The 18989-nt window shown below is 70.1% G+C and carries 15 protein-coding genes; 9 read left to right on the forward strand and 6 right to left on the reverse strand.

Features of this window, described 5'->3' with window-relative positions:
• Nucleotides 1-147 precede the first annotated feature (147 nt).
• The 5 genes from DEJ01_RS16565 (at nt 148) to DEJ01_RS16585 (ending at nt 6724) form a co-directional block, all read left to right on the forward strand.
• Nucleotides 148-1704 (forward strand): hydantoinase/oxoprolinase N-terminal domain-containing protein, encoded by a 1557-nt coding sequence (locus DEJ01_RS16565; protein WP_111028775.1) that lies wholly within the window; start codon nt 148-150, stop codon nt 1702-1704.
• Nucleotides 1701-2885 carry a DUF917 domain-containing protein gene (locus DEJ01_RS16570; RefSeq protein ID WP_258375744.1) on the forward strand — a complete coding sequence of 395 codons (1185 nt, stop codon included), beginning with the start codon at nt 1701-1703 and terminating at the stop codon, nt 2883-2885. The genes DEJ01_RS16565 and DEJ01_RS16570 overlap by 4 nt, the downstream gene beginning before the upstream one ends.
• On the forward strand, nt 2882-4006 hold the full coding sequence (locus DEJ01_RS16575) for a DUF917 domain-containing protein (protein WP_111093625.1): 1125 nt from the start codon (nt 2882-2884) through the stop codon (nt 4004-4006). The genes DEJ01_RS16570 and DEJ01_RS16575 overlap by 4 nt, the downstream gene beginning before the upstream one ends.
• A gap of 103 nt (nt 4007-4109) precedes the next feature.
• Complete coding sequence (locus DEJ01_RS16580; protein ID WP_111093626.1) at nt 4110-5204, forward strand: DUF917 domain-containing protein; 1095 nt, start codon at nt 4110-4112, stop codon at nt 5202-5204.
• Complete coding sequence (locus DEJ01_RS16585) at nt 5201-6724, forward strand: helix-turn-helix domain-containing protein (protein WP_111093627.1); 1524 nt, start codon at nt 5201-5203, stop codon at nt 6722-6724. The genes DEJ01_RS16580 and DEJ01_RS16585 overlap by 4 nt, the downstream gene beginning before the upstream one ends.
• A 12-nt stretch (nt 6725-6736) precedes the next feature.
• Here the strand turns inward: DEJ01_RS16585 and DEJ01_RS16590 are convergent, their stop codons facing one another.
• Nucleotides 6737-8053, reverse strand: coding sequence for an MFS transporter (locus DEJ01_RS16590; RefSeq protein WP_111093628.1), 1317 nt, complete (start codon nt 8051-8053; stop codon nt 6737-6739).
• A 115-nt stretch (nt 8054-8168) separates the two neighbouring features.
• Here DEJ01_RS16590 and DEJ01_RS16595 point away from each other — a divergent pair, with 115 nt between their 5' ends.
• The 3 genes from DEJ01_RS16595 to DEJ01_RS17975 all read left to right on the forward strand — a co-directional run bounded on the left by DEJ01_RS16595 (nt 8169) and on the right by DEJ01_RS17975 (nt 12453).
• Entirely contained in the window at nt 8169-9302 is a 1134-nt protein-coding gene (locus DEJ01_RS16595) for a substrate-binding domain-containing protein (protein ID WP_111093629.1), read from the forward strand.
• A 239-nt stretch (nt 9303-9541) separates the two neighbouring features.
• Nucleotides 9542-11332, forward strand: a complete 1791-nt coding sequence (locus tag DEJ01_RS16600; protein WP_258375745.1) for an ATP-binding protein — start codon at nt 9542-9544, stop codon at nt 11330-11332.
• A gap of 266 nt (nt 11333-11598) precedes the next feature.
• Entirely contained in the window at nt 11599-12453 is an 855-nt protein-coding gene (locus DEJ01_RS17975) for a hypothetical protein (RefSeq protein WP_146247654.1), read from the forward strand.
• A gap of 259 nt (nt 12454-12712) precedes the next feature.
• Here DEJ01_RS17975 and DEJ01_RS16610 read toward each other — a convergent pair whose 3' ends face one another.
• Both DEJ01_RS16610 and DEJ01_RS16615 read right to left on the reverse strand, forming a co-directional pair.
• Complete coding sequence (locus DEJ01_RS16610) at nt 12713-13900, reverse strand: lipopolysaccharide biosynthesis protein (RefSeq protein WP_111093632.1); 1188 nt, start codon at nt 13898-13900, stop codon at nt 12713-12715.
• Nucleotides 13901-13968: 68 nt separating this feature from the next.
• Nucleotides 13969-15291 carry an MATE family efflux transporter gene (locus DEJ01_RS16615; protein ID WP_181438487.1) on the reverse strand — a complete coding sequence of 441 codons (1323 nt, stop codon included), beginning with the start codon at nt 15289-15291 and terminating at the stop codon, nt 13969-13971.
• Between the two features lie 97 nt (nt 15292-15388).
• On the opposite strand from DEJ01_RS16615, the gene DEJ01_RS16620 reads away from it, so the two are divergent.
• The gene (locus tag DEJ01_RS16620) at nt 15389-16243 is read left to right on the forward strand and encodes an ornithine carbamoyltransferase (protein ID WP_111093634.1); all 855 of its coding nucleotides are present in this window, start codon (nt 15389-15391) and stop codon (nt 16241-16243) included.
• 62 nt (nt 16244-16305) lie between these two features.
• On the opposite strand, the gene DEJ01_RS16625 is transcribed toward DEJ01_RS16620, so the two are convergent.
• The 3 genes from DEJ01_RS16625 to DEJ01_RS16635 are packed head-to-tail and all read right to left on the reverse strand — an operon-like array spanning nt 16306 to nt 18946.
• Complete coding sequence (locus DEJ01_RS16625; RefSeq protein WP_111093635.1) at nt 16306-16962, reverse strand: response regulator transcription factor; 657 nt, start codon at nt 16960-16962, stop codon at nt 16306-16308.
• Nucleotides 16959-18137, reverse strand: coding sequence for a sensor histidine kinase (locus DEJ01_RS16630; protein ID WP_111093636.1), 1179 nt, complete (start codon nt 18135-18137; stop codon nt 16959-16961). Before DEJ01_RS16630 ends, DEJ01_RS16625 begins: the two co-directional genes overlap by 4 nt.
• On the reverse strand, nt 18137-18946 hold the full coding sequence (locus tag DEJ01_RS16635) for a hypothetical protein (RefSeq protein ID WP_146247655.1): 810 nt from the start codon (nt 18944-18946) through the stop codon (nt 18137-18139). The genes DEJ01_RS16630 and DEJ01_RS16635 overlap by 1 nt, the downstream gene beginning before the upstream one ends.
• Between the last annotated feature and the right edge of the window lie 43 nt (nt 18947-18989).

An 18989-nucleotide genomic window follows, 5' to 3' on the forward strand; every position in this document is an offset into this window, starting at 1 on the left:
GAGACAGACCCGGGCGCTCCCCGAACGGCCGGTCGCGTCGCCGCACCCCTGATCCGCGCGACGGCGCGGCCGGTCCCCCCCGCAACAAGCACCACCCCACGACCCAGCACCACCGCACCCGCACCCGCACCACCGAAGGGAACCCCCATGCGCATCGGCATCGACGTCGGCGGCACCAACACGGACGCCGTCCTGATGGACGGCAGCACCGTCCGTGCGGCGGTCAAGCGGTCCACCACCCCCGACGTCACCTCGGGCATCGTCGCCGCGCTCGACGGCCTGCGCGAGCAGCACGCCTTCGGCCCCACGGACATCGACGGCGTGATGATCGGCACCACCCACTTCATCAACGCCCTGGTCGAGGCACGCGGCCTCGCCCCCACCGCCGCGGTCCGCCTGGGCCTGCCGGCGACGGCGTCGCTGCCCCCGTTCACGGACTGGCCCGGGCACCTGGTGTCGGCCGTGCACGCGCAGCCGTTCCTGGCCCACGGCGGCCACGAGTTCGACGGCCGCGTCATCTCGGAGCTCGACCCCGAGGAACTCAAGCGGCACGCCGGTGCCATCGCCGCCGCGGGCATCCGCTCCGTCGCGATCTCGTCGGTGTTCTCGCCGATCAACGACGAGTTCGAGCAGCGCGCGCAGGAGATCATGGCCGCCGAGCTCGGGCCGGACGTGGCGTTCTCGCTGTCGTCCGAGATCGGTCGGATCGGCCTGCTCGAGCGCGAGAACGCGACGATCATCAACGCGGCGCTCCGCGAGCTCGCCGACCGCATCGTCGACGGCCTGTCCGGGTCGGTCACGGGCAGCGGCATCGACGCACCGCTCTTCCTGAGCCAGAACGACGGCACGCTGATGGACGTCGAGTACGCCCGCCGCTACCCGGTCGCGACGTTCGCCTCCGGCCCGACCAACTCGATGCGTGGCGCAGCGGTGCTGTCCGGCTTCGACACCTGCGCGGTCGTCGACGTCGGCGGCACGACGAGCGACGTCGGCGTCCTGACCGCGGGCTTCCCGCGTGAGGCCACCGGCGAGGTCGCCGTCGCCGGCATCCGCACGAACTTCCGGATGCCCGACGTCCTGTCCGTCGGCATCGGCGGCGGCTCCCGCATCCGCGAGGACGGCAGCGTCGTCGGGCCAGACTCCGTCGGGTACCGCCTGACCGAGGAGGGCCTGGTCTTCGGCGGCACCACCCTGACCGCCACCGACGTGGCCGTCCGCGGTGGCCGTGGCGCGATCGGGGACCCGTCGCTCGTCGCCGGGGTGCCGGCCGAGGTCGCCGCCCGCGCGCTCGACGTCATCGCGGAGCGCGTCGCCGACATCGTGGAGCGGATGCGCACCTCGTCCGACCCGCTGCCCGTCGTGGCGGTCGGTGGCGGCTCGGTGCTGCTGCCGGACACCCTGCCCGGACTCGGCACCGTGCACCGCCCGGAGCACTACTCGGTCGCGAACGCCATCGGTGCGGCGATCGCGCAGGTCAGCGGCGAGGTCGACAAGGTCTACGCGATCAGCGACGGCCGCCGGTCCGCCGTGGTCGACGAGGCCCGGCAAGAGGCCGTCGACCGTGCCATCGCGGCCGGCGCCGACCCCGGCTCGGTGGACATCGTCGACTTCGACGAGGTCCCGATCCCGTACCTGCCGGGCAACGCGACGCGGATCCGCGCCAAGGCCGTCGGCGACCTGGCACTCGGGGCGCTGGTCCGATGAGCGCCACGCAAGCCGCGCCCCGCGCCGCAGCCGCGCAAGCCGCAGCCGCGCACGCCGCCCCCGCAGCACCCCTCCTCACCGCCATCGGCGCCGACTGCTCCGCCCTCGCCCGTGGCGCCGCGATCCTCGGCACCGGCGGCGGCGGTGACCCCTACATCGGCCGCCTGCTCGCCGAGGCCGCCGTCCGCGCCCACGGCCCGGTCGAGATCGTCCAGGTCGAGGACCTTCCCGACGACGCCGTGGTGCTCTCGGTCGCGATGATCGGCGCTCCCACGGTGATGGTCGAGAAGCTGCCGTCCGCCGGCCAGTTCGCCGAGGCCATCCGCAGCCTGTCGGCGTTCCTCAACGTGACCCCGACCCACCTGGCCTGCATCGAGGTCGGCGGCGTGAACTCGACGACCCCGATCGTCGCCGCGGCCGAGCTCGGCCTGCCCCTGGTCGACGGCGACGGCATGGGCCGCGCCTTCCCCGAGGTGCAGATGGTGCTGCCGACCCTGTCCGGGGTCAGCGCGACACCGATGGCTCTGGCCGACGAGAAGGGCAACACCGTGGTCTTCGACACGGTGGACAACCGGTGGGCGGAACGGCTCGCCCGCACGGCGACGGTCGAGATGGGCTGCTCCGCGATCACGGCGCAGTACGCCATGTCCGGCGCACAGGTGAAGGAGTCGTTCGTCCGCGGCAGCCTGTCGCTGAGCGTCCGGCTCGGCGAGACGCTGGTCCGCGCACGCAGCGAGAACGCGGACCCCGTCGCGGCGGTCACCGAGGTGCTCGGCGGCACGGTCGTGTTCGAGGGCAAGGTCGCCGACATCGAGCGCAAGACCGTCACCGGGTTCGCCCGTGGCACGGCCCGCATCGCCGGTTCCGGCAGCGACGCCGGCCTGGAGGCGGTGCTCCGGTTCCAGAACGAGCACCTGCTGGTCGAGGTGGCCGGCCAGGTCCGCACCACGGCTCCCGACCTCATCATCACGTTGGACGCCGAGACCGGCGAGCCGATCACCACCGAGGCCCTGCGCTTCGGCGCCCGCATCCGGATCGTCACGGCACCGGCCGACGAGCGCTGGCACTCCCCGGACGGCCTGCGCCTGGCCGGCCCGCGGTACTTCGGCTACGACACCCCCGCGGTCCGCCACGACGGCACCACGAGCGCGGGCGAGACGAACACGGGAGCGCACCGATGAGCTGGATCCTCGACGTCGACGACCTGCCCGACCTGGCCCGCGGCGCCGCGCTGCTCGGCACCGGCGGCGGGGGCGACCCCACCATCGGGATGCTCCTGGTCCGTGCTGCGATCGAACAGCACGGCCCCGTCACGATCCTCGACCCGTCCGAGGTGCCCGACGACGCCCTCGTCATCCCCACCGCGCAGATGGGCGCCCCGACCGTGGTGCTCGAACGCATCCCGGCCGGACCGGAACCCCTCGGCGCCCTCCGTCGGCTCGAAGCCCACCTGGGCCGGACGGCGACCGCGACGATGCCCATCGAGTGCGGCGGCATCAACTCGATGATCCCGCTGCTCGTCGGTGCCACCGGTGGCCTGCCCGTGGTCGACGCGGACGGCATGGGCCGCGCGTTCCCCGAGCTGCAGATGGAGACGTTCTCGGTCTACGGCGTCCCCGGCAGTCCGCTGGCGATCAGCGACGAGAACGGCCACGGCGTCATCATCGAGACCGGCACGGACAACAAGAAGATGGAATGGCTCGCCCGCGGGGTCACCATCCGGCTCGGCGGCGTCGCCTACATCGCCGAGTACGCGATGTCCGGCCGCCAGGTGCGGGAGACCGCCGTCCCACGCACGCTCTCCCTGGCACTCGCCGTCGGTCGGGCCATCCGAGTCGCCCGCGAAGCCCACCGCGACCCCATCGACGCGCTCGCCGAAGCCCTCGGCACGACGATCTACACGCACCTGCGCGAGCTGTTCGACGGCAAGGTCGTCGACGTCGAGCGCCGCACGGTCGACGGGTTCGCCCGCGGTCGTGCCACCGTGCAGGGGACCGACGGCTCCGAGCTCGAGCTCCGGTTCCAGAACGAGAACCTGGTCGCCCGGCGTGACGGGCAGCTCGTCGCCGTCGTGCCCGACCTGATCTGCGTCCTCGACGCCGAGACCGCCGAGCCGATCACCACCGAACGCCTGCGGTTCGGGCAGCGCGTCCGGGTGATCGGCATCTCGACCCCCGACCTGATGCGGACCCCGGAGGCGCTCGCCGTGTTCGGGCCGTCGTGCTTCGGGCTCGACGAGCCGTTCGTCCCGGTCGAGGACCTGCACGAGCACGTCCGCCCGACCGCCCCGGCGGTCGGCTGACGAACGTCCGCGCGCCGACCCCGGCGCCCGGCCCAGGCACCCGACCCCGGGCCCGGCCCCGGGCTCCGGCCCCGGGACGCGACCACGGCAGCAGAATGGACCCATGGACCAGGGTGAGCGGCGGGGCGGCGGTGTGGCGGGCCTCCAGGCCGACGACGCGACCGTCTTCGGACGCGGCACCGCCCTGCTCGGCTGCGGCGGTGGCGGCCGCGTCGACCACATGGTCAGCGCGCTCCGCTTCGCGCTCGGCGACCGCAGCGTGCCGGTCGTCGACCTCGACGACCCCGCGCTCGGCTCGGTGGTGGCCGTCGGGCTGATCGGGTCGACGACCGTGCTCGAGGAGAAGATGCCGAGCGGCGAGGAGCTGCCGGCCGCGCTCGCGGCGGTCGAACGCTGGACGGGCACCCGTGCCGACGCCGTCGTCGCCGCGCAGATCGGCGGCGTGACCGGACCGGCCGCGGCCCTCACCGCGCACGCCGCCGGACTGCCGCTCGTCGACGCGGACCTGGTCGGCCGCGCGGTCCCGCGCATCGACCAGCTGTCGGTCTTCGTCGGCCCGACCACGACGGTCACGGCCGCCGCGGCCACCACGAGCGGGCTGCGGATCGTCGTCGACGCCCGGCACCCCCACGACGTCGAGACGGTCTGGCGCGAGGCCGTCTCGCACAGCGGCGGCTGGGCGGCCTTCGCGATCGGCCCGGTCCCGGTCGCGCTGCTGCGCGAGCGGGCCGTCGTCGGCAGCGTGCAGCGCGCCCTCCGGATCGGACGTGCCGCGGGCGGTGCACGCGACGCGGCGGAACTCGCCGCGCTCATCGGCGGCCGCGTCGTCGCGCAGGGCCGGGTCATCGACGTCCAACGCGAGGGGGACGCGCTCGCGTTCGTGCGCAGCAGCCTGGCCATCCGCGACGCCGGCACCGGTGCTGTCGCCCGTGTCGAGGCGGGCAGCGAGTACGTGCACTGCCTGGTCGACGGCCTGCCGGTCGCCAGCACCCCGAGCGTCATCACCGTCGTCGACGCGCGCTCGCTCGCGCCGGTGGCGACCGACCGCACGCGGGTCGGCAACGAGCTCGCGGTGCTCGTGCTGCCGTCGGCGCCGTGGTGGTGGACGGACCCCGACCGCACCGCGCGCATGGGACCGCGGGCGTTCGGGATCGACGCGGACGTCGTGCCCGAGGCCGTGGGCCAGGTGCTCGCGTGAACGCCGTCGGCGACCTGCTCCCGCTCCTGCCGCCCGGCACCCGCCTGCTCGTCGGCCCCGGCAGCACCGCGGTCCGGAGCGTCCGCGGGGTCGTGGGGACCCCCGACCAGGTCGGCCGGTCCCTGTCACAGGGCGACGACGTCGTCGTGCTGCTCACCCCCGTCGACCGCGCGGACTCACGCTTCGACGTCCTGCTGCGCCGGGCGTCCGCGGCCGGCACCACCCTGCTCGTCGTCGACGGGGCACTGGAACTCGGCCCCGGCACCACGACGCTCGCCGACCGGCTCGGCGTCGCCGTGCTCGCCACCCCGGACCCGTGGGCGACCTCGGTCCGCCTGCACGAACTCATCGGCACCGGGATGGGCCCGGCGGCCCGGGCCGCCCTCGACGCCTCCCGCGTCGCCCTCGACGCCGGCCCCGAACTCGACGACCTGTTCGCCCGGCTCGACCGGTCGCTCGGCCACCCGGTGCGGTTCCTCGACGCCTCGGGCCTGGCACTCCGCGGAGCCGCCGTCGACGACGCGGCCCGCGCCGTGCTCGTCCGCCGCGCCGGCACCAGCGACGTGCTGACCGCCGAGGGCGTTGACGAGACGCTCGTGGCGATCCCGGTCGGCACCGGCATCGGACCGCGCGCCTGGCTGGCCGTCGGCCTGCCCGTCCCGATCGCCGCCGAACAGCAGGTGGTCGCGAGTGCGCTGCAGGTGGCAGCCGTCGCCGTCGGGCACCGGCTGCTGCTCACCCGGCTCGACGACGAGCGCGACGCCCGCTACCGGATGGCGATGCTCGACGAACTCCGCGCGGCCGACGGGGCACCGGCCCCGCAGCTCGTGCAGCGGACCATCGCCGCCGGGTGGCGGCTGGACGCCTGGCACGTCGGAGCGCGCGTGGTCGCGCGGCAGGGCGTCGACCTGGTCGCGCTCCGCCAGCAGGTCGACGCCGCGGTGCGCGCCGAGGGACTCGACGCGGTCGTCGTCGAACAGGCGGACGGCTGGGTGCTGTGGCTGTCGGAACCCGACGAACCCGGACGGGAGGCAGTGGCCGACATCGCGGGTCGGCTGCGGCGCGCGCAGAACACGCTCCGCACCACCGTGGAGACCAACGTGGGCGTCGGCAGTCTGCAGGCGGGCCCTGCCGGGCTGGTCCGGACGCTCGGCGAGGCCGGCGACGCCGCCCGCCTGGCCGCCAGCCGTCCGGAGTCCGGGCACTTCGTGCACGTCGACCGGCTCGGGCTCGCGCAGCTGCTGCTCGCGTGGACGCAGACGGACACGTTCCTGCCGGCCTCACGGCAGTTGCTCGCACCGCTCGAACGCGGTGGCGGGGCGCTCCTGACGACGCTCGCCGCCTACCTGGACGCGGAGTCGTCGATCGCCGAGACCGCCGCGGTGCTCGGGGTGCACCGAAACACCGTGTCCGACCGCATCGCGCGGGTGGAGCGGCTGCTCGGGGTCGACCTGTCCGACCCGGAGACCCGGCTCGCCCTGCACCTGGCGACGCGGGCGCGGGCCGGCGACGGCGGCTGAGGGCTCGTTGCGTCAGCTGCGGTCGCTGGCTCGCTCGGTCTCGCTGGTCGCGGTGTCGTGCTCGTGCTCGGTCTCCCGCTTCGTGGTCCCGCTCGTCTTGTCGGTCCCGCGGGCGGGCCGGGCGGCGGCACCGGTCTCGCGCGCTGCACCCGAGGCCAGGCCGGCCGCGATGATGAACACGAAGACGATCAGCAGCGCGCCGAGCAGGCCGATCTCCTCACCGAGGAACCCGATGAGCGGCGGCCCGGCCAGGAACGCCACGTAGCCGATCGTCGCGACGGCGCTGACCTTGGCAGCGGCGGTGCGGGGGTCGTCGGCCGCGGCGGACATGCCCATCGGGAAGCCGAGGCTGGCACCGAGGCCCCAGAGCACGACGCCCACGATCGCGAGCGGCACGTTGTCGATGAAGATGAGCATGCCGAGGCCGACCACCGCGACGGCGGCGCTGATGCGCAGGATCGGCACGCGGCCGAACCTGTCGATCAGCGGGCTGCCGGCGACGCGGCCGGCGGTCATCGCGGCGAGGAACACCGTCAGCACGGCGGCACCGCCGGCGTTGTCGAGCCCGTGGCCGTCGATCATCGCGAGGGGCAGCCAGTCGTTCGCGGACCCCTCGGCCAGCGCCATGCCGAGCACGATCACGCCGATGAGCAGCGTGGAGGGCTGTGCCCAGACCTGCCAGCGGGTGAGCGGGGTCGCGACCGGGCTGGTGTCAGTCGACACCGGCTGCTCGACGAGGTGCTCGTCCTGGAACTTCGTGACGGCGACGAGCATGGCGGCGCTCGTGATGAGGACGAGCACGATGAAGTGCCACGACACCGGGATCTCGAGCTTCTCGGCCAGGGCGCCGAGGCCTGCGCCCGCGAGTGTGCCGAGGCTGAACGCGGCGTGGAACAGCGGCATGATCGTGCGCCCGCCGGCCTTCTCGGCGGCGGCGCCGGAGACGTTCATCGACACGTCGCACAGGCCGTTGCCGAAGCCGAACGCGATGAGCGCGATCCAGATGGCGGCGAAGCCCCACCCGAGCGTGACCGCCACGCCGGCGAAGATCATGCCGACCGCCAGGCACGCCGCAGCCACCTGCACGCCCCGTCTCGCACCGAGCTTCGCGACGATGTGTCCGGCGAAGGTCAGACCGCCGATGGAGCCGACGGCCATGCCGAGCACGAGCAGGCCCATCTCGAACGTGCTCGCCCCGAGGGAGTCGCGGACGCTCGGGATCCGTCCCAGCCACGTCGCGATGTCGAGCCCGGACAGGGTGAACACCACGAACACCGCGATGATCCAGGCCTTGGTGGTCGGGACGGTGCGGGTGGACGGCGTCGTCATGGTGGTTCCCATCGTGCTGCGGCGCGCGTGGTGCTGCGCGTTCTGGTGCGTGTCGGTGCTGGTCTTGCGGCTGTCGAATCGATTCGACTGCTCGTTCCGGCTACGCTAACGGGCGATGGACGAACCGGCAACAGGACCCGGCGCGTCGCCTTCCCGCGGCGGCGTCACCCGTTCGTCGCGCCCGACGCTGGCAGCGGTCGCCCGTGCTGCCGGTGTCGCGCCGTCGACGGCCTCGCTCGCCTTCAGTGGTCTCGGCCCGGTGTCCGAGGACGCCAAGGCCCGCGTCCTCGCCGCCGCCGCCGACCTCGGTTACGGCGGCCCCGATCCCCGTGCCCGTTCCCTGCGCCGCGGTCGTTCCGGCGTCATCGGTGTCGTGATGGACGAGCGCCTGAGCGATGCGTTCCGTGACCCGGTCAACGTCCTGACGCTCGACGGCATCGCCGAGGTCGCCGGTGCCGCCGGTGCCTCACTGCTGCTCGTCCGGAGTCCGCTCGACGACGAGCAGGGCGCCGGCCCGTTGGTCGACGCCCCGATGGATGCCGTGGTGCTCGTCGGGTGCAACGTCCGGATCGACCCGGCCGTCGCCGTCCTGCGCCGTCGGCAGATCCCCGTCGTCGCGATCGAGGCGGACGAGATCGAGGGAGCCGTCCCCGTCCAGCTCGACAACCGGGATGCCTCACGCCGTGCTGCAGAGTACCTGCAGGGGCTCGGTCACCAGGACGTGACCGTCGTGACGCTGCCGCTCGACGCCGCACGCCGCCGTGGCCCGATCGACACGGCCCGGCAGGACGAGGGCATCGCCTTCACCACACTCGAACGCCTGCGTGGTGTGCGCCAGGTCTACCCGGACGCCGTCGCGATCGAGACCGCCGGCAGCTCGGTGGAAGAGGGGCGTCTCGCCGGCACCGAGCTCTTCGCGCCGGACGGCCCCCGCCCCACCGCCGTCATCGCGCAGAGTGACCTGATCGCCGTCGGGGTGATCTCGGCCGCCCTCGATGCCGGACTCCGCGTGCCCGAGGACGTCAGCGTCGTCGGCTTCGACGGCATCACGGTGGACGACAGCCTGCTCCACCGCACCCCGATCCGGCACCTGACCACCCTGGTGCAGCCCTTCGTGCAGAAGGGCCAGGCCGCCGCTCGTGCCGCCCTGGCCATGCTCGAGGGTGCGGAACCCCAGCCGGCGTCGTTCACGTCGGAGTTGCGGGTGGGGGACACGACTGGGCAGCCGCCCGAGCCGCGCAACCCTTGAGGTCAGCGTCGGCATAACCGAGAGCTGCTAGTTGGCATGTCGGGCCTATCGTTCACCGAAACGGATCAGGCCTATACCTGCGGCACGACTCAGTATTTGCATGCCCTGGCCAATTTTTGTCTACCACTACCGACTGAGGTAGTCAGGAACTAGGATCCGTTTCGACGACATCAGCATCAGCGCCGCTGTGGAGCCGTTGGGCGGGCGCGAGACTTGGGGGAAGTTTGACCAGACTACGAGTGCACGAAGTAGCACAACGAGCCAACGTGTCCTCGCGCGATGTGCTCGAGTGGCTAAAGGCCCAGGGCGAATTTGTACGAGGTGCGTCGAGCGGCTTGGAACCACCCGTTGCCCGGAAAGCGCTTCGCGCCTTCGGGGTAGAGGATACTGACGCGCCCGCGATGGAGGCTCCGAGCAACGAAAGGTCCGCTCTAGCCACGCGGCCGGCACAAATGACTCCATCGTCGCGAGAAGTCGGATGGCGGGCGGGTTCCGTTAAACAGCCGATCCACCCCGATCTGTTGGCGAAGATGGATGAACTGGGCCGGCGGTTTCCAGAGTTCGAGAAGCACCGTACGGCGTTACGCGAACTCGGCTCGCAGATCGTATTCGCCCGCCCATCGAAGAATCCGAAATTCGCCGATTGCGCCGTCGCTCTTGTCCGTTTCAGCGGTGCGATCGAGGCTGGGTTTGGGCTCACGCGAGAACTCCTGATCTTCTATGCACCTCACCATGACTTGCAAGTGCGCACCTATGAGGCGGCTCTCGCTGAGATTCAGACGATGGACCGTAAGATTACACCCGACATAATCTTCGTCAGCGCCCCCGACCCACGGCTCCGAACAAAACTTGACGACTGGTCGTCCTCTACCCCGTCTTTGAGGGCAATTCCTTTGTCTCAGGACATGGATTCCAATGCGATGACTTTCATCGGACTGATTCGTGACTATGTCTATAGCCGCGATCTGTTCTACGAGACCACGCCCGTGAGGGGTGCACGCTTCTTCGGGCGGAAGACGTTGTTGCAGTCGCTTCGTGACGATATTCTCAGCCAACGAGTCGCGGGAGTTTTTGGCCTACGCAAGGCTGGCAAAACCAGCGTGCTTTTTGAGCTGGCTGATCAAATGCGTCAAGAGAATGTTATTCCCATCCTCCTTGACCTTGAGGCCTTCCCGTCTCCCCCGGAGGACCCGACGTCAGAAATACTTTCTGATCTGAGACGCCGGTGCCTCGAAGAACTGCGTGAGCGGAAACTTCGCACCAAAGAACTCGCCGAGCTGTCGACTTCGCCGTCAATTGTCGAGTTCAAGACGGCGCTCCAGGCCCTCTTGCGCAGGCTCGCCCCCGACGGCGTTCAACTACTCATCATGCTTGATGAAATTGAGTACCTCACTCCCGCGGATAAAGTAGATATCGCCGAAGGCGATATGCCACGCATTGCCCAACTGTTAGCGTCCCTGCGCAGCCTGGTGCAAGAAGCATCAAATTTCACGTTCATGCTTTCCGGGCTCACAAGTGCAATCATCGAGAGCGGACGTTTGTACGGGAGGCCAAATCCGCTCTTCTCGTGGGCTAAAGCCTACTATGTCGGCCCGTTCGCGCGTGATGAAGCGGATGATCTCGCACTTGCGACTGGCGCGAAAATGGGAATCGAAATAGAAGAGAAGGCGCTCGAGGCGTTGTTCGAAGCTTCGGGTGGTCACGCCTTCCTCTATCGGAACTTCGCCTCCGAAGTGGTCGGAGCGCTGCCCACCGAAGTTTTCCGCCGAATCATCACGCGTCCGCTTGTGCTCTCGCGTCTGATGGATTGGAAGACGCAGGTCGGCGGTCACATATCGGAAATGGTTCAACATGTGACGAGGTACTATTCTACGGAATCAGTTCTTCTGGATGTGCTTCGTGAATACCCAGAGGAGTTCCTCCAGCTTGCGGAGGAGGAACCTCAGGCTTTGCGGCACCTGTTAGATCTTGGCTTGGTGCGCAAAGTTGAACATCACTACGAACTGAACTCCTTGCTGGATCTGCTCTAATGGTAGAGGAGGATTACAAGACGAGGTGGGTACAAAAAGTTCTGCAGCAGGCGCGACGGTTCGGTTTGATATTCGTTCAACTGGGCGCTACGCAGACTCCGTTGATGGACGCGGTGCGAAAGCAAGAAAATTGCTTTAGTATGGATGACTACATTGCACTCCCCGCGGGGTCTCGGGGCGAAACGCCTACCTTTGTAACAGGCCTACAGCCTAGAGAGTTGGGAGATGCTGGATCGCCGACTCTAGGACTGCTGAGGGAGCGAGTAATGAGCGACATGGAGGCTGGCGGACGCATCGTGTTGGTGTCGGCTGCGCCTCGCGTGGCGTATCCGCCCGTCCCTGGAAGTTCCCTCTTCGAAGACGCCAAGTTCGTCTCGGGCCCGCTTGCTCCAGTGCTCGAAATGACTGCCTCCGCTCCGGAACTCGTACTGCCTGCATGTAACGATGGACACGCGCCTTTGCGGACCGTGCTTGAGGCTGCGTTGCGGGAGCTGGGACTCGAACTCTGTGCGTCGCTAGACCACGCGTTGTTCGAGGCGGTGCTCGATCCCGCGGATATGTTCGCTACGCTCACTTCTCGAGAGGTCGAGGCGTTGCGTGGGGCATCCCTTATTCGCATGACGAGCTCCGGTCCAGAATGGACAATGCCGCTACGGATAGGTGAGCTGCGCGACGCGCTGAGTGAAGTGTTGTCGGAGCAGACTGACACGCAAGATGCAATGGCTGCAGTGTTTGCGGGTCTTTGGAGCATCGAGAGATCGGTAAGGCGTGCGCTTCGTATCAGAGCGATGGAGCTTTGGGGTCCAGGATGGCGTCGACAAGTGCTGGCGGGCGATCTGAAAGAGAAGGTGGAGGGGCGGGCAAAGGCGTCTGCTTACGCCGCGGCTTCCAGCGTCTCGCAGATCCGTGATCCCCTCGAGTGGCTCACAATGGGCGAGTTGCTTGAAACTCGTGGTCGCGGCGAGATTGGCGACTTGGGCCTTGAGGGGCCACTTTGGAAGACGCTCGCAAACGAGGTGTTGCCTGTGCGCAATCAGATATCGCATATGCGGCTATTGCGCCCGTCCGACCTCGCTACGGTTCTGAAATGGGCAAAGGTCGTGCAGGTCAAGCTGCGGTGATGAAGGTACGCGGCCGAGCTCGGTCGTTATAGTCTCCGCGCCAGTGAGGGCGGCGCAGAAGAGTGGTCGCAAGGTTGGTGCATATCTGGGGTGCCTTTCCAGCGGAACCGACGCCCTTGTAATCTTGCCCGCGAAGGCAGTACCGAGCGGGCACGATGTATGTGTCTGGTGAACGGCTGTGGCTGAGTTGCAACGCACGCGGGGACTGCCGTTTTGCCAAATGTGCAGCTGCGGTTCCGGCCGATGTACTTGTAATGACTCAGCGCCGCCGCACTCCGAGCACCACCACCGCAACCAGGTTCACCGCACTTCCCACCAAGAACCCCGTGGTGCCACCCGCGACACCTGCGATGGGTCCGAGCACCGCCATGAGCCCAGCCCCGACGACGAACCCGGCGACCGAAGCAAGGGCGACCTGCCGTGAGCGTCCCGCGGCGAGCAGCAATGCCGCCGGCACGAGCCCGACGGTGAACACCCACACCGCGACCATCAGGTAGCGCAGGTCGGCGACGGCAGCGGCACCCTCGGCGGGGTAGACGATCGGCAGGAACCATCCTGCGAGCAGGGCGACCAGGCCGAAGACGACGGCGGAAGCGGCAGCGAACCCGACGACGAGCAGCAGGGCGCCGCGGGAGCGCAACGATCCACCATCGGTCCGGTGCGCGAACGCCGGGACGAGCACCTGCCCCAACGCCTGCCCGAGCATCGACGCTGGCGTCGCCAGGGTGAAGGCGGCGGCGTAGACGCCGGCGTCGTGCGCCGACGACGTCACCTGCGCCGAGATCATCGTCAACTGCAGCAACCCGTTCGAGGTCACCACCGCCAGCACGTTCCACGCTGCGAACCCGAGTACCCCGGTGGCGGGTTCGCGTGAAGCAGACGTGAAGCCGTTGCCCCGCGGCCAGCACGCGATCGCGAACACCGTGTACCCGATGGCCAGGGGCAGCAGCACGAAGGGCTCGAGCCGCGCGACACACGCCACCACGAGCAACCCGAGCGCCAGCACGCTCGACAAGGAGTCCCAGAGCGCGACCCGCGGCGCCCGGTCGTAGCCGAGCTGCGCGCCGCGGGCGTAGCAGTAGAGGCCGTAGCCGACGACGACCGCGGCACCGCCGAGCACCATCCCGGGGCCGTTGCCCCAGGCCAGCGCGATCGGCACGGTGACCGCCGCGAGCACCACGCTCGACACCAGCATGGACACCCCGAGCAGCCGGTTCACCGCGGCGTCCGAGCGTCGACCCCGCAGCGCGATCGCCAGGAACCGCGACGCTGTGTTGCCTGCGGCGTTCGGCCAGAGCAGGGCGACGAACACCGAGAGCGACAGCAGCGCGGTGGTCTGCCCGAGGGTCTCGGTGCCGAACACCCGCCCGACGACGACGGTCACGAGCAGCTTCGCGATGCCCTGCACCCCGATGCCGACCGTGGCGAGCACGGCGGACGAAGCCACCGAAGACGACGGGCCCGCAGGCTCAGCAGACGAGGCAGAAGAACGAGGCCCAGAAGGAGACGCCCCGCTCACCGCGCCAACGCCTGTTCCACCCAGCCGCGCCGGTGCGCCCGCACCCCGAGCGTCACCGCCCGGACCCCGATGTACCCGAGGGCGAAGGCCGCCCACAGCCCCGCGAGCGTCCCGCCGGCCCACCAGAGCAGCGGCAGGTACACGACGAGGTTCAGGCCTCCGGCGATGGCCAGGTACCGCGCGTCCCCGGCACCGATCAGCACCCCGTCGAGCACGAAGACGTACCCGGCGACGGGCATCCCGACCGCGATGAGCACCAGCACGACGGGCAGCGCGTCCCGCACCGCCTGCGAGTCCGAGAACACCGGCCCGAGCACGCCGCTCACGGCCAGGGTCAGCACCCCGAGCAGCACACCGCCGGCGATCCCGAGCAGCACGAGCCGTCGCGTCACCAGTCGCACCCGCTCCGCGTCACGTCCGCCGAGCCCGTGCCCGACGAGCGCCTGCCCGGCGATCGCCAGGGCGTCGAGCGCGAACGCCAGCGTCGAGAAGACGGTCAGCCCGACCTGCGTCGTCGCCAGCCCGGTGGTCCCCAGCCCGGCAGCGGCCCCGACGGTCGCGAGCATCGCGATCCGCAGCGACGCGGTCCGCAGGAACAGCCATGCCCCCGACCGCAGGGCCCGGGCGACGCCGGAGGCGCCGGGTCGCAGCGGCGCCCCCGACGACCGGGCAGCCCGCACCGCGATGCGCACGTAGACGACGGCCATCGCCCACTGCACGATGACGGTGCCGGCGGCGGATCCCTCGACGCCCCAGCCCGCGCCGTAGATCAGGACGGCGTTGAGCAGCCCGTTCGCGACGAACCCGATGGTCGCGACGACGAGCGGGGTCTTCGTGTCCTGCAGCCCACGCAGCAGTCCGGTCGAGGCGGTCACCACCAGGATGCCGGGCAGCCCGATGAGCGAGATGGTCAGGTACGCGGTCGCCGCCGCCGACACCTCGGCGGAGGCGCCGAACAGGTCGACGAGCGGTCCGGCGAGCGGCCACCCGACCAGCGCCAGCACCACTCCCAGCACGAGCGCGAGCCACATGCCGTCGATGCCCGCGTGCACGGCTCCGCGACGGTCGCCACCGCCGAGCGCCCGTGCCACGGCCGGGGTCGTCGAGTACGCCAGGAACACCAGCAGCCCGGTCACCGTCGACAGCACGGCACTCGCGAGCCCGACGGCCGCCAGCGGCGTCGCCCCGAGGTGCCCGACGAGCGCGGTGTCGGTCAGCAGGAACAGCGGCTCGACCACGAGTGCGCCGAGCGCCGGCACCGCCAGCCGCACGATGTCGCGGTCGACCGCGCGCCGTTCGGCAATCACTGCGGCTGTCATCGTTCGGGGCACCGGGCCATTCTCGCGGGGATGCGGTACGGGCGTCGTCCGCACACCCGGTGATGGTCGCCATCGTCGACTTGGCCGGTCTTTCTGGATGGCTCGGTGTCCCGGCCCTTACGCTCTTCGGATGCGTTCTCTCGTCAGGCTCGATGACTGGTCTGCATCTGACGTCGATGCGGTCTTCGACCTGGCTGACGCATTCCGTGCGGGCCGGGGGCCCGTGACGGAGGGCGCGGCGGTCATGTTCTTCCCGCCGACGAGTCTGCGCACCAGGGCCACGTTCGAGCGGGGCGCTTCGCTCATGGGGCTCGAACCGATCGTGTTCCCGGACACGACACTCGACAAGCCGGAGGCGCTGTCAGATGTCGCTCGCTACCTCGAGAACTGGGTCGACATCGTCGTGGTGCGCCACCAGGACCTCGCCGTGGTCGACGCCTTGGCTGCGGCTCACGCGCTGCCAGTCGTGAACGCGATGACGGACGACAACCATCCGTGCGAGGTGCTGTCCGACCTCCACGCCTTGCAGCAGCGGGGCGACATCACCGCGATGCGCTTCCTCTTCGTGGGCGCGGACAGCAACATCGCCAGGGCGTGGCAGGAAGCCGCTCGCGTCTTGCAGCTCGACCTGATCCAGTGCTGCCCGGCCGAACTCGCAACCCCGGGGGTTGCGTGGACCGACGACCTCGAGGCAGCTGTTCGATCAGCGGACGTGGTCCTCACCGACGGTCCCGGTGCGCACACTGACGCTCTCGAGCAGTACCGGATCACGGCGGCTCTCCTCGACCTCGCGCCACCGGGAGTCCGCTTCAACCCGTGCCCGCCGTTCCTGCGCGGCCGTGAGGTCAGTGTCGACGCCGTCGAACACGCCGCATTCGTCGGACACGACTTCAAGGCCGGACTCCTGCCGGTGCAGCAAGCCGTCATGGCGTTCTGCCTCGGCCTCGGCTGAGCAGGCGTCCCGACCACTGGCCTGAGTGTGTCGGACGATGCGCGCCTCGCTGGCGATCAGGTTCAGGTGAGGTGGCGTTCGTGGGCGTAGATCGCTGCGGCGATGCGGTTGCGGAGGCCGAGCTTGGTGAGGACTCCGGCGACGTGGGTCTTGACAGTGACCTCGCCGATGCCGAGCGCTGCGGCGATCTCGGCATTCGACTGGCCCTTCGCGACGAGGAGGAGCACCTCGTTCTCCCGCTGGGTGAGGTTCGGGAGTGCGCGCCCGTCGGGTGCCTGCAGCGGCCCGGTGGGGAGTTGCGGTGCGAAGCGGTCGAGCAAGAGCCTCGTGATGCGGGGCGTGGTCACGGCATGGCCGGCAGCGACGGCGCGGACGCCCGCGAGGAGCTCGGCGACCGGCGCGTCCTTCAACAGGAATCCGCTGGCACCGGCACGGAGCGCCCGGTAGGCGTACTCGTCGAGGTCGAAGGTTGTGAGGATCAGGATCTTCGCGTCGGGGTCATCGGTGAGGAGTCGTCCGGTGGCTTCGAGGCCGTCCATGCCGGGCATCCGGATGTCGAGGAGGATCACGTCGGGGCGAAGTGCGTTCGCCTGACGGATGGCGCTCCGCCCGTCCGGGGCCTCGCCGACGACCGTGATGTCCTCTATGTCGTCGAGGATGAGCCGGAACCCCATCCGGATGAGGGCCTGGTCGTCGACCAAGAGCACGCGGATGGTCATGCTCGTGCTCTTCCTGGCTGGACGGCGAGGGGGATCGAAGCAGCGATCCGCCATCCCCGGGTGCCATCGGGTCCCGCATCGAGGATGCCGCCGAGCTGGGTGATGCGTTCTTCCATCCCGACCAGCCCGAAGCCTCCGGCTCGGGTCTCGTGCGTGCCTCCGGTGCCGTCGTCCTCGATGCTGAGGACGAGCTCGTCTCGCGAGGCCGTGATGTTCACGGTGAACGTGGTCGCACTCGCGTGCTTGAGGGTGTTCGTGATGGCCTCTTGGGTCACCCGGTACACGGCGACCCCGATCGCTGCCGGAATTCGGTCGACGGCGCCGTCGGTCTGCAGTGTGGCGCGCAGGCCGGCCGCGGTGACGAGTTCGAGCAGCGCCGGTAGCCCGTCGATGCTCGGCGTGGGCAACAGCCCATCGTTCGCTCGGATCGTCCCCACCGCGTGACGGGTGTCGGCGAGAGCCGTGCGGGCAGTGCGTTCGATCAACTCGACGGCCTCGTCCACGCGCTCCGGTTGCCGAGTCGCCCTGCCGGTGCTGGCCGCCGCGAGGGTGACGATCACGGCGAGGCCGTGGGCGATGACGTCGTGCATGTCCCGCGCGATCCGGTTGCGCTCGTCGGCGACCGCGAGCAGCGTCTGCTGTTCACGTTCACGCTGCGCCCGAGCGCTCTGCTCCTGCAGGACCGCGACCACGCGGCGGTGGTTGCGGACCGAGGCACCGCTCGCGGTCGCCGCGAGGACGAACACGGTGAGGACGGTCAGCATCTCGGTGACGTGGAGCCCGTGCGGCCACGTGACGGACGCGGCCACCGCACCCACCTCGGCGATCGCGACCGCGACCGCGGTGTCCCGCACCGGGCGGTGGGCGGCGAGCGTCGCCAGCGCTACTAGCACGCTCACGTCCGCAGCGAGCTGCACCCCGATCGACCACTGCACGGCAGCGACGACGCTGATGCCGAAGAAGACAGCCATCGGCCATCGTCGACGCACACTCAGTGGCGCGATCATCGCCAGCGACAGCGTGACGTACGCCACGAGCAGCGGGTCACCGGCCCGGGCGTGGAAGACCAGCTGCGGTGTCACCGCGACGGCGAGGGCACCGGCGGCGACGGCATCCGCGACGATCGGGTGCGCCCGCCACCACCGCCGCACCGTGCGGTCGTGACCGAGGACCATCACATCCCGCTGCCGTCGAAGAACGCGGCCAGGGCGGGTGCCGTGTCCGCGACGGTCGACAGGTTCGCCAGGAGCACGATCCCGAGGAACAGCAGCATCCCGGGGAGCAGGATCCCACCGCCTGCGAGCACCCGGCGGAGACGCCGATCGGCCTTCGGGGTCCGGGCCCGCTGCACCCAGATCGCCGCTGTCCCGGCGACGACCACGATGATCGCGGCAACCGCGGTCACGACGAGCGCTGCGTGGTAGCGGCGGAAGTCATCGATGAGCGCGGCCAACGGCGGGGTCATCGTCCCGGACGCGAGCTCACCGCGGACCTGGAGCACCGAGGCGCCGTCCATCGGCAGGAAGTTCAGCACCGATGACAGCGGCGCCACCGCACCCTGCACGTTCGCCATCACGACGAGCAGCACGAGCGGGGCGATCGGAGCCCCCAGGACGCCGACCAGGAACAGAATGATGCGACGCCCCCGCGATCGTGCCCGTGCGTACGCCGTCCAGACGCGTTGCCCGACCGGGACCAAGACGACCAGCAGGGCGACCGCGACGATCGCCTTCACGATGTGGAACACGGCCCAGTACGACACCGCCGCGGCCAACGGCGAGCTCGACGTCCGCCCGGACCCCACCCACTGCGCGAACCCCGAGGCCACGGCTCCGGGAAGCGCCGCGACGGACAGGTGCGTCCCCGAGGCCCAACCGGCGATCGCCGCCGGCCAGACGACCACTGCGATCGTCAGCGCTCCCGCCACCGTGAACCACACCACCCCACGGCGATCCACAGTTGCCGGCGTGTTCGTCATCGTCATCATCACCCTCCACCACGTCGGGTGCATCCCGACGAGACAACGG

Origin of the sequence: Curtobacterium sp. MCLR17_040 (genome assembly GCF_003234735.1) — a bacterium.
Taxonomy (GTDB): Bacteria; Actinomycetota; Actinomycetes; order Actinomycetales; family Microbacteriaceae; genus Curtobacterium; species Curtobacterium flaccumfaciens.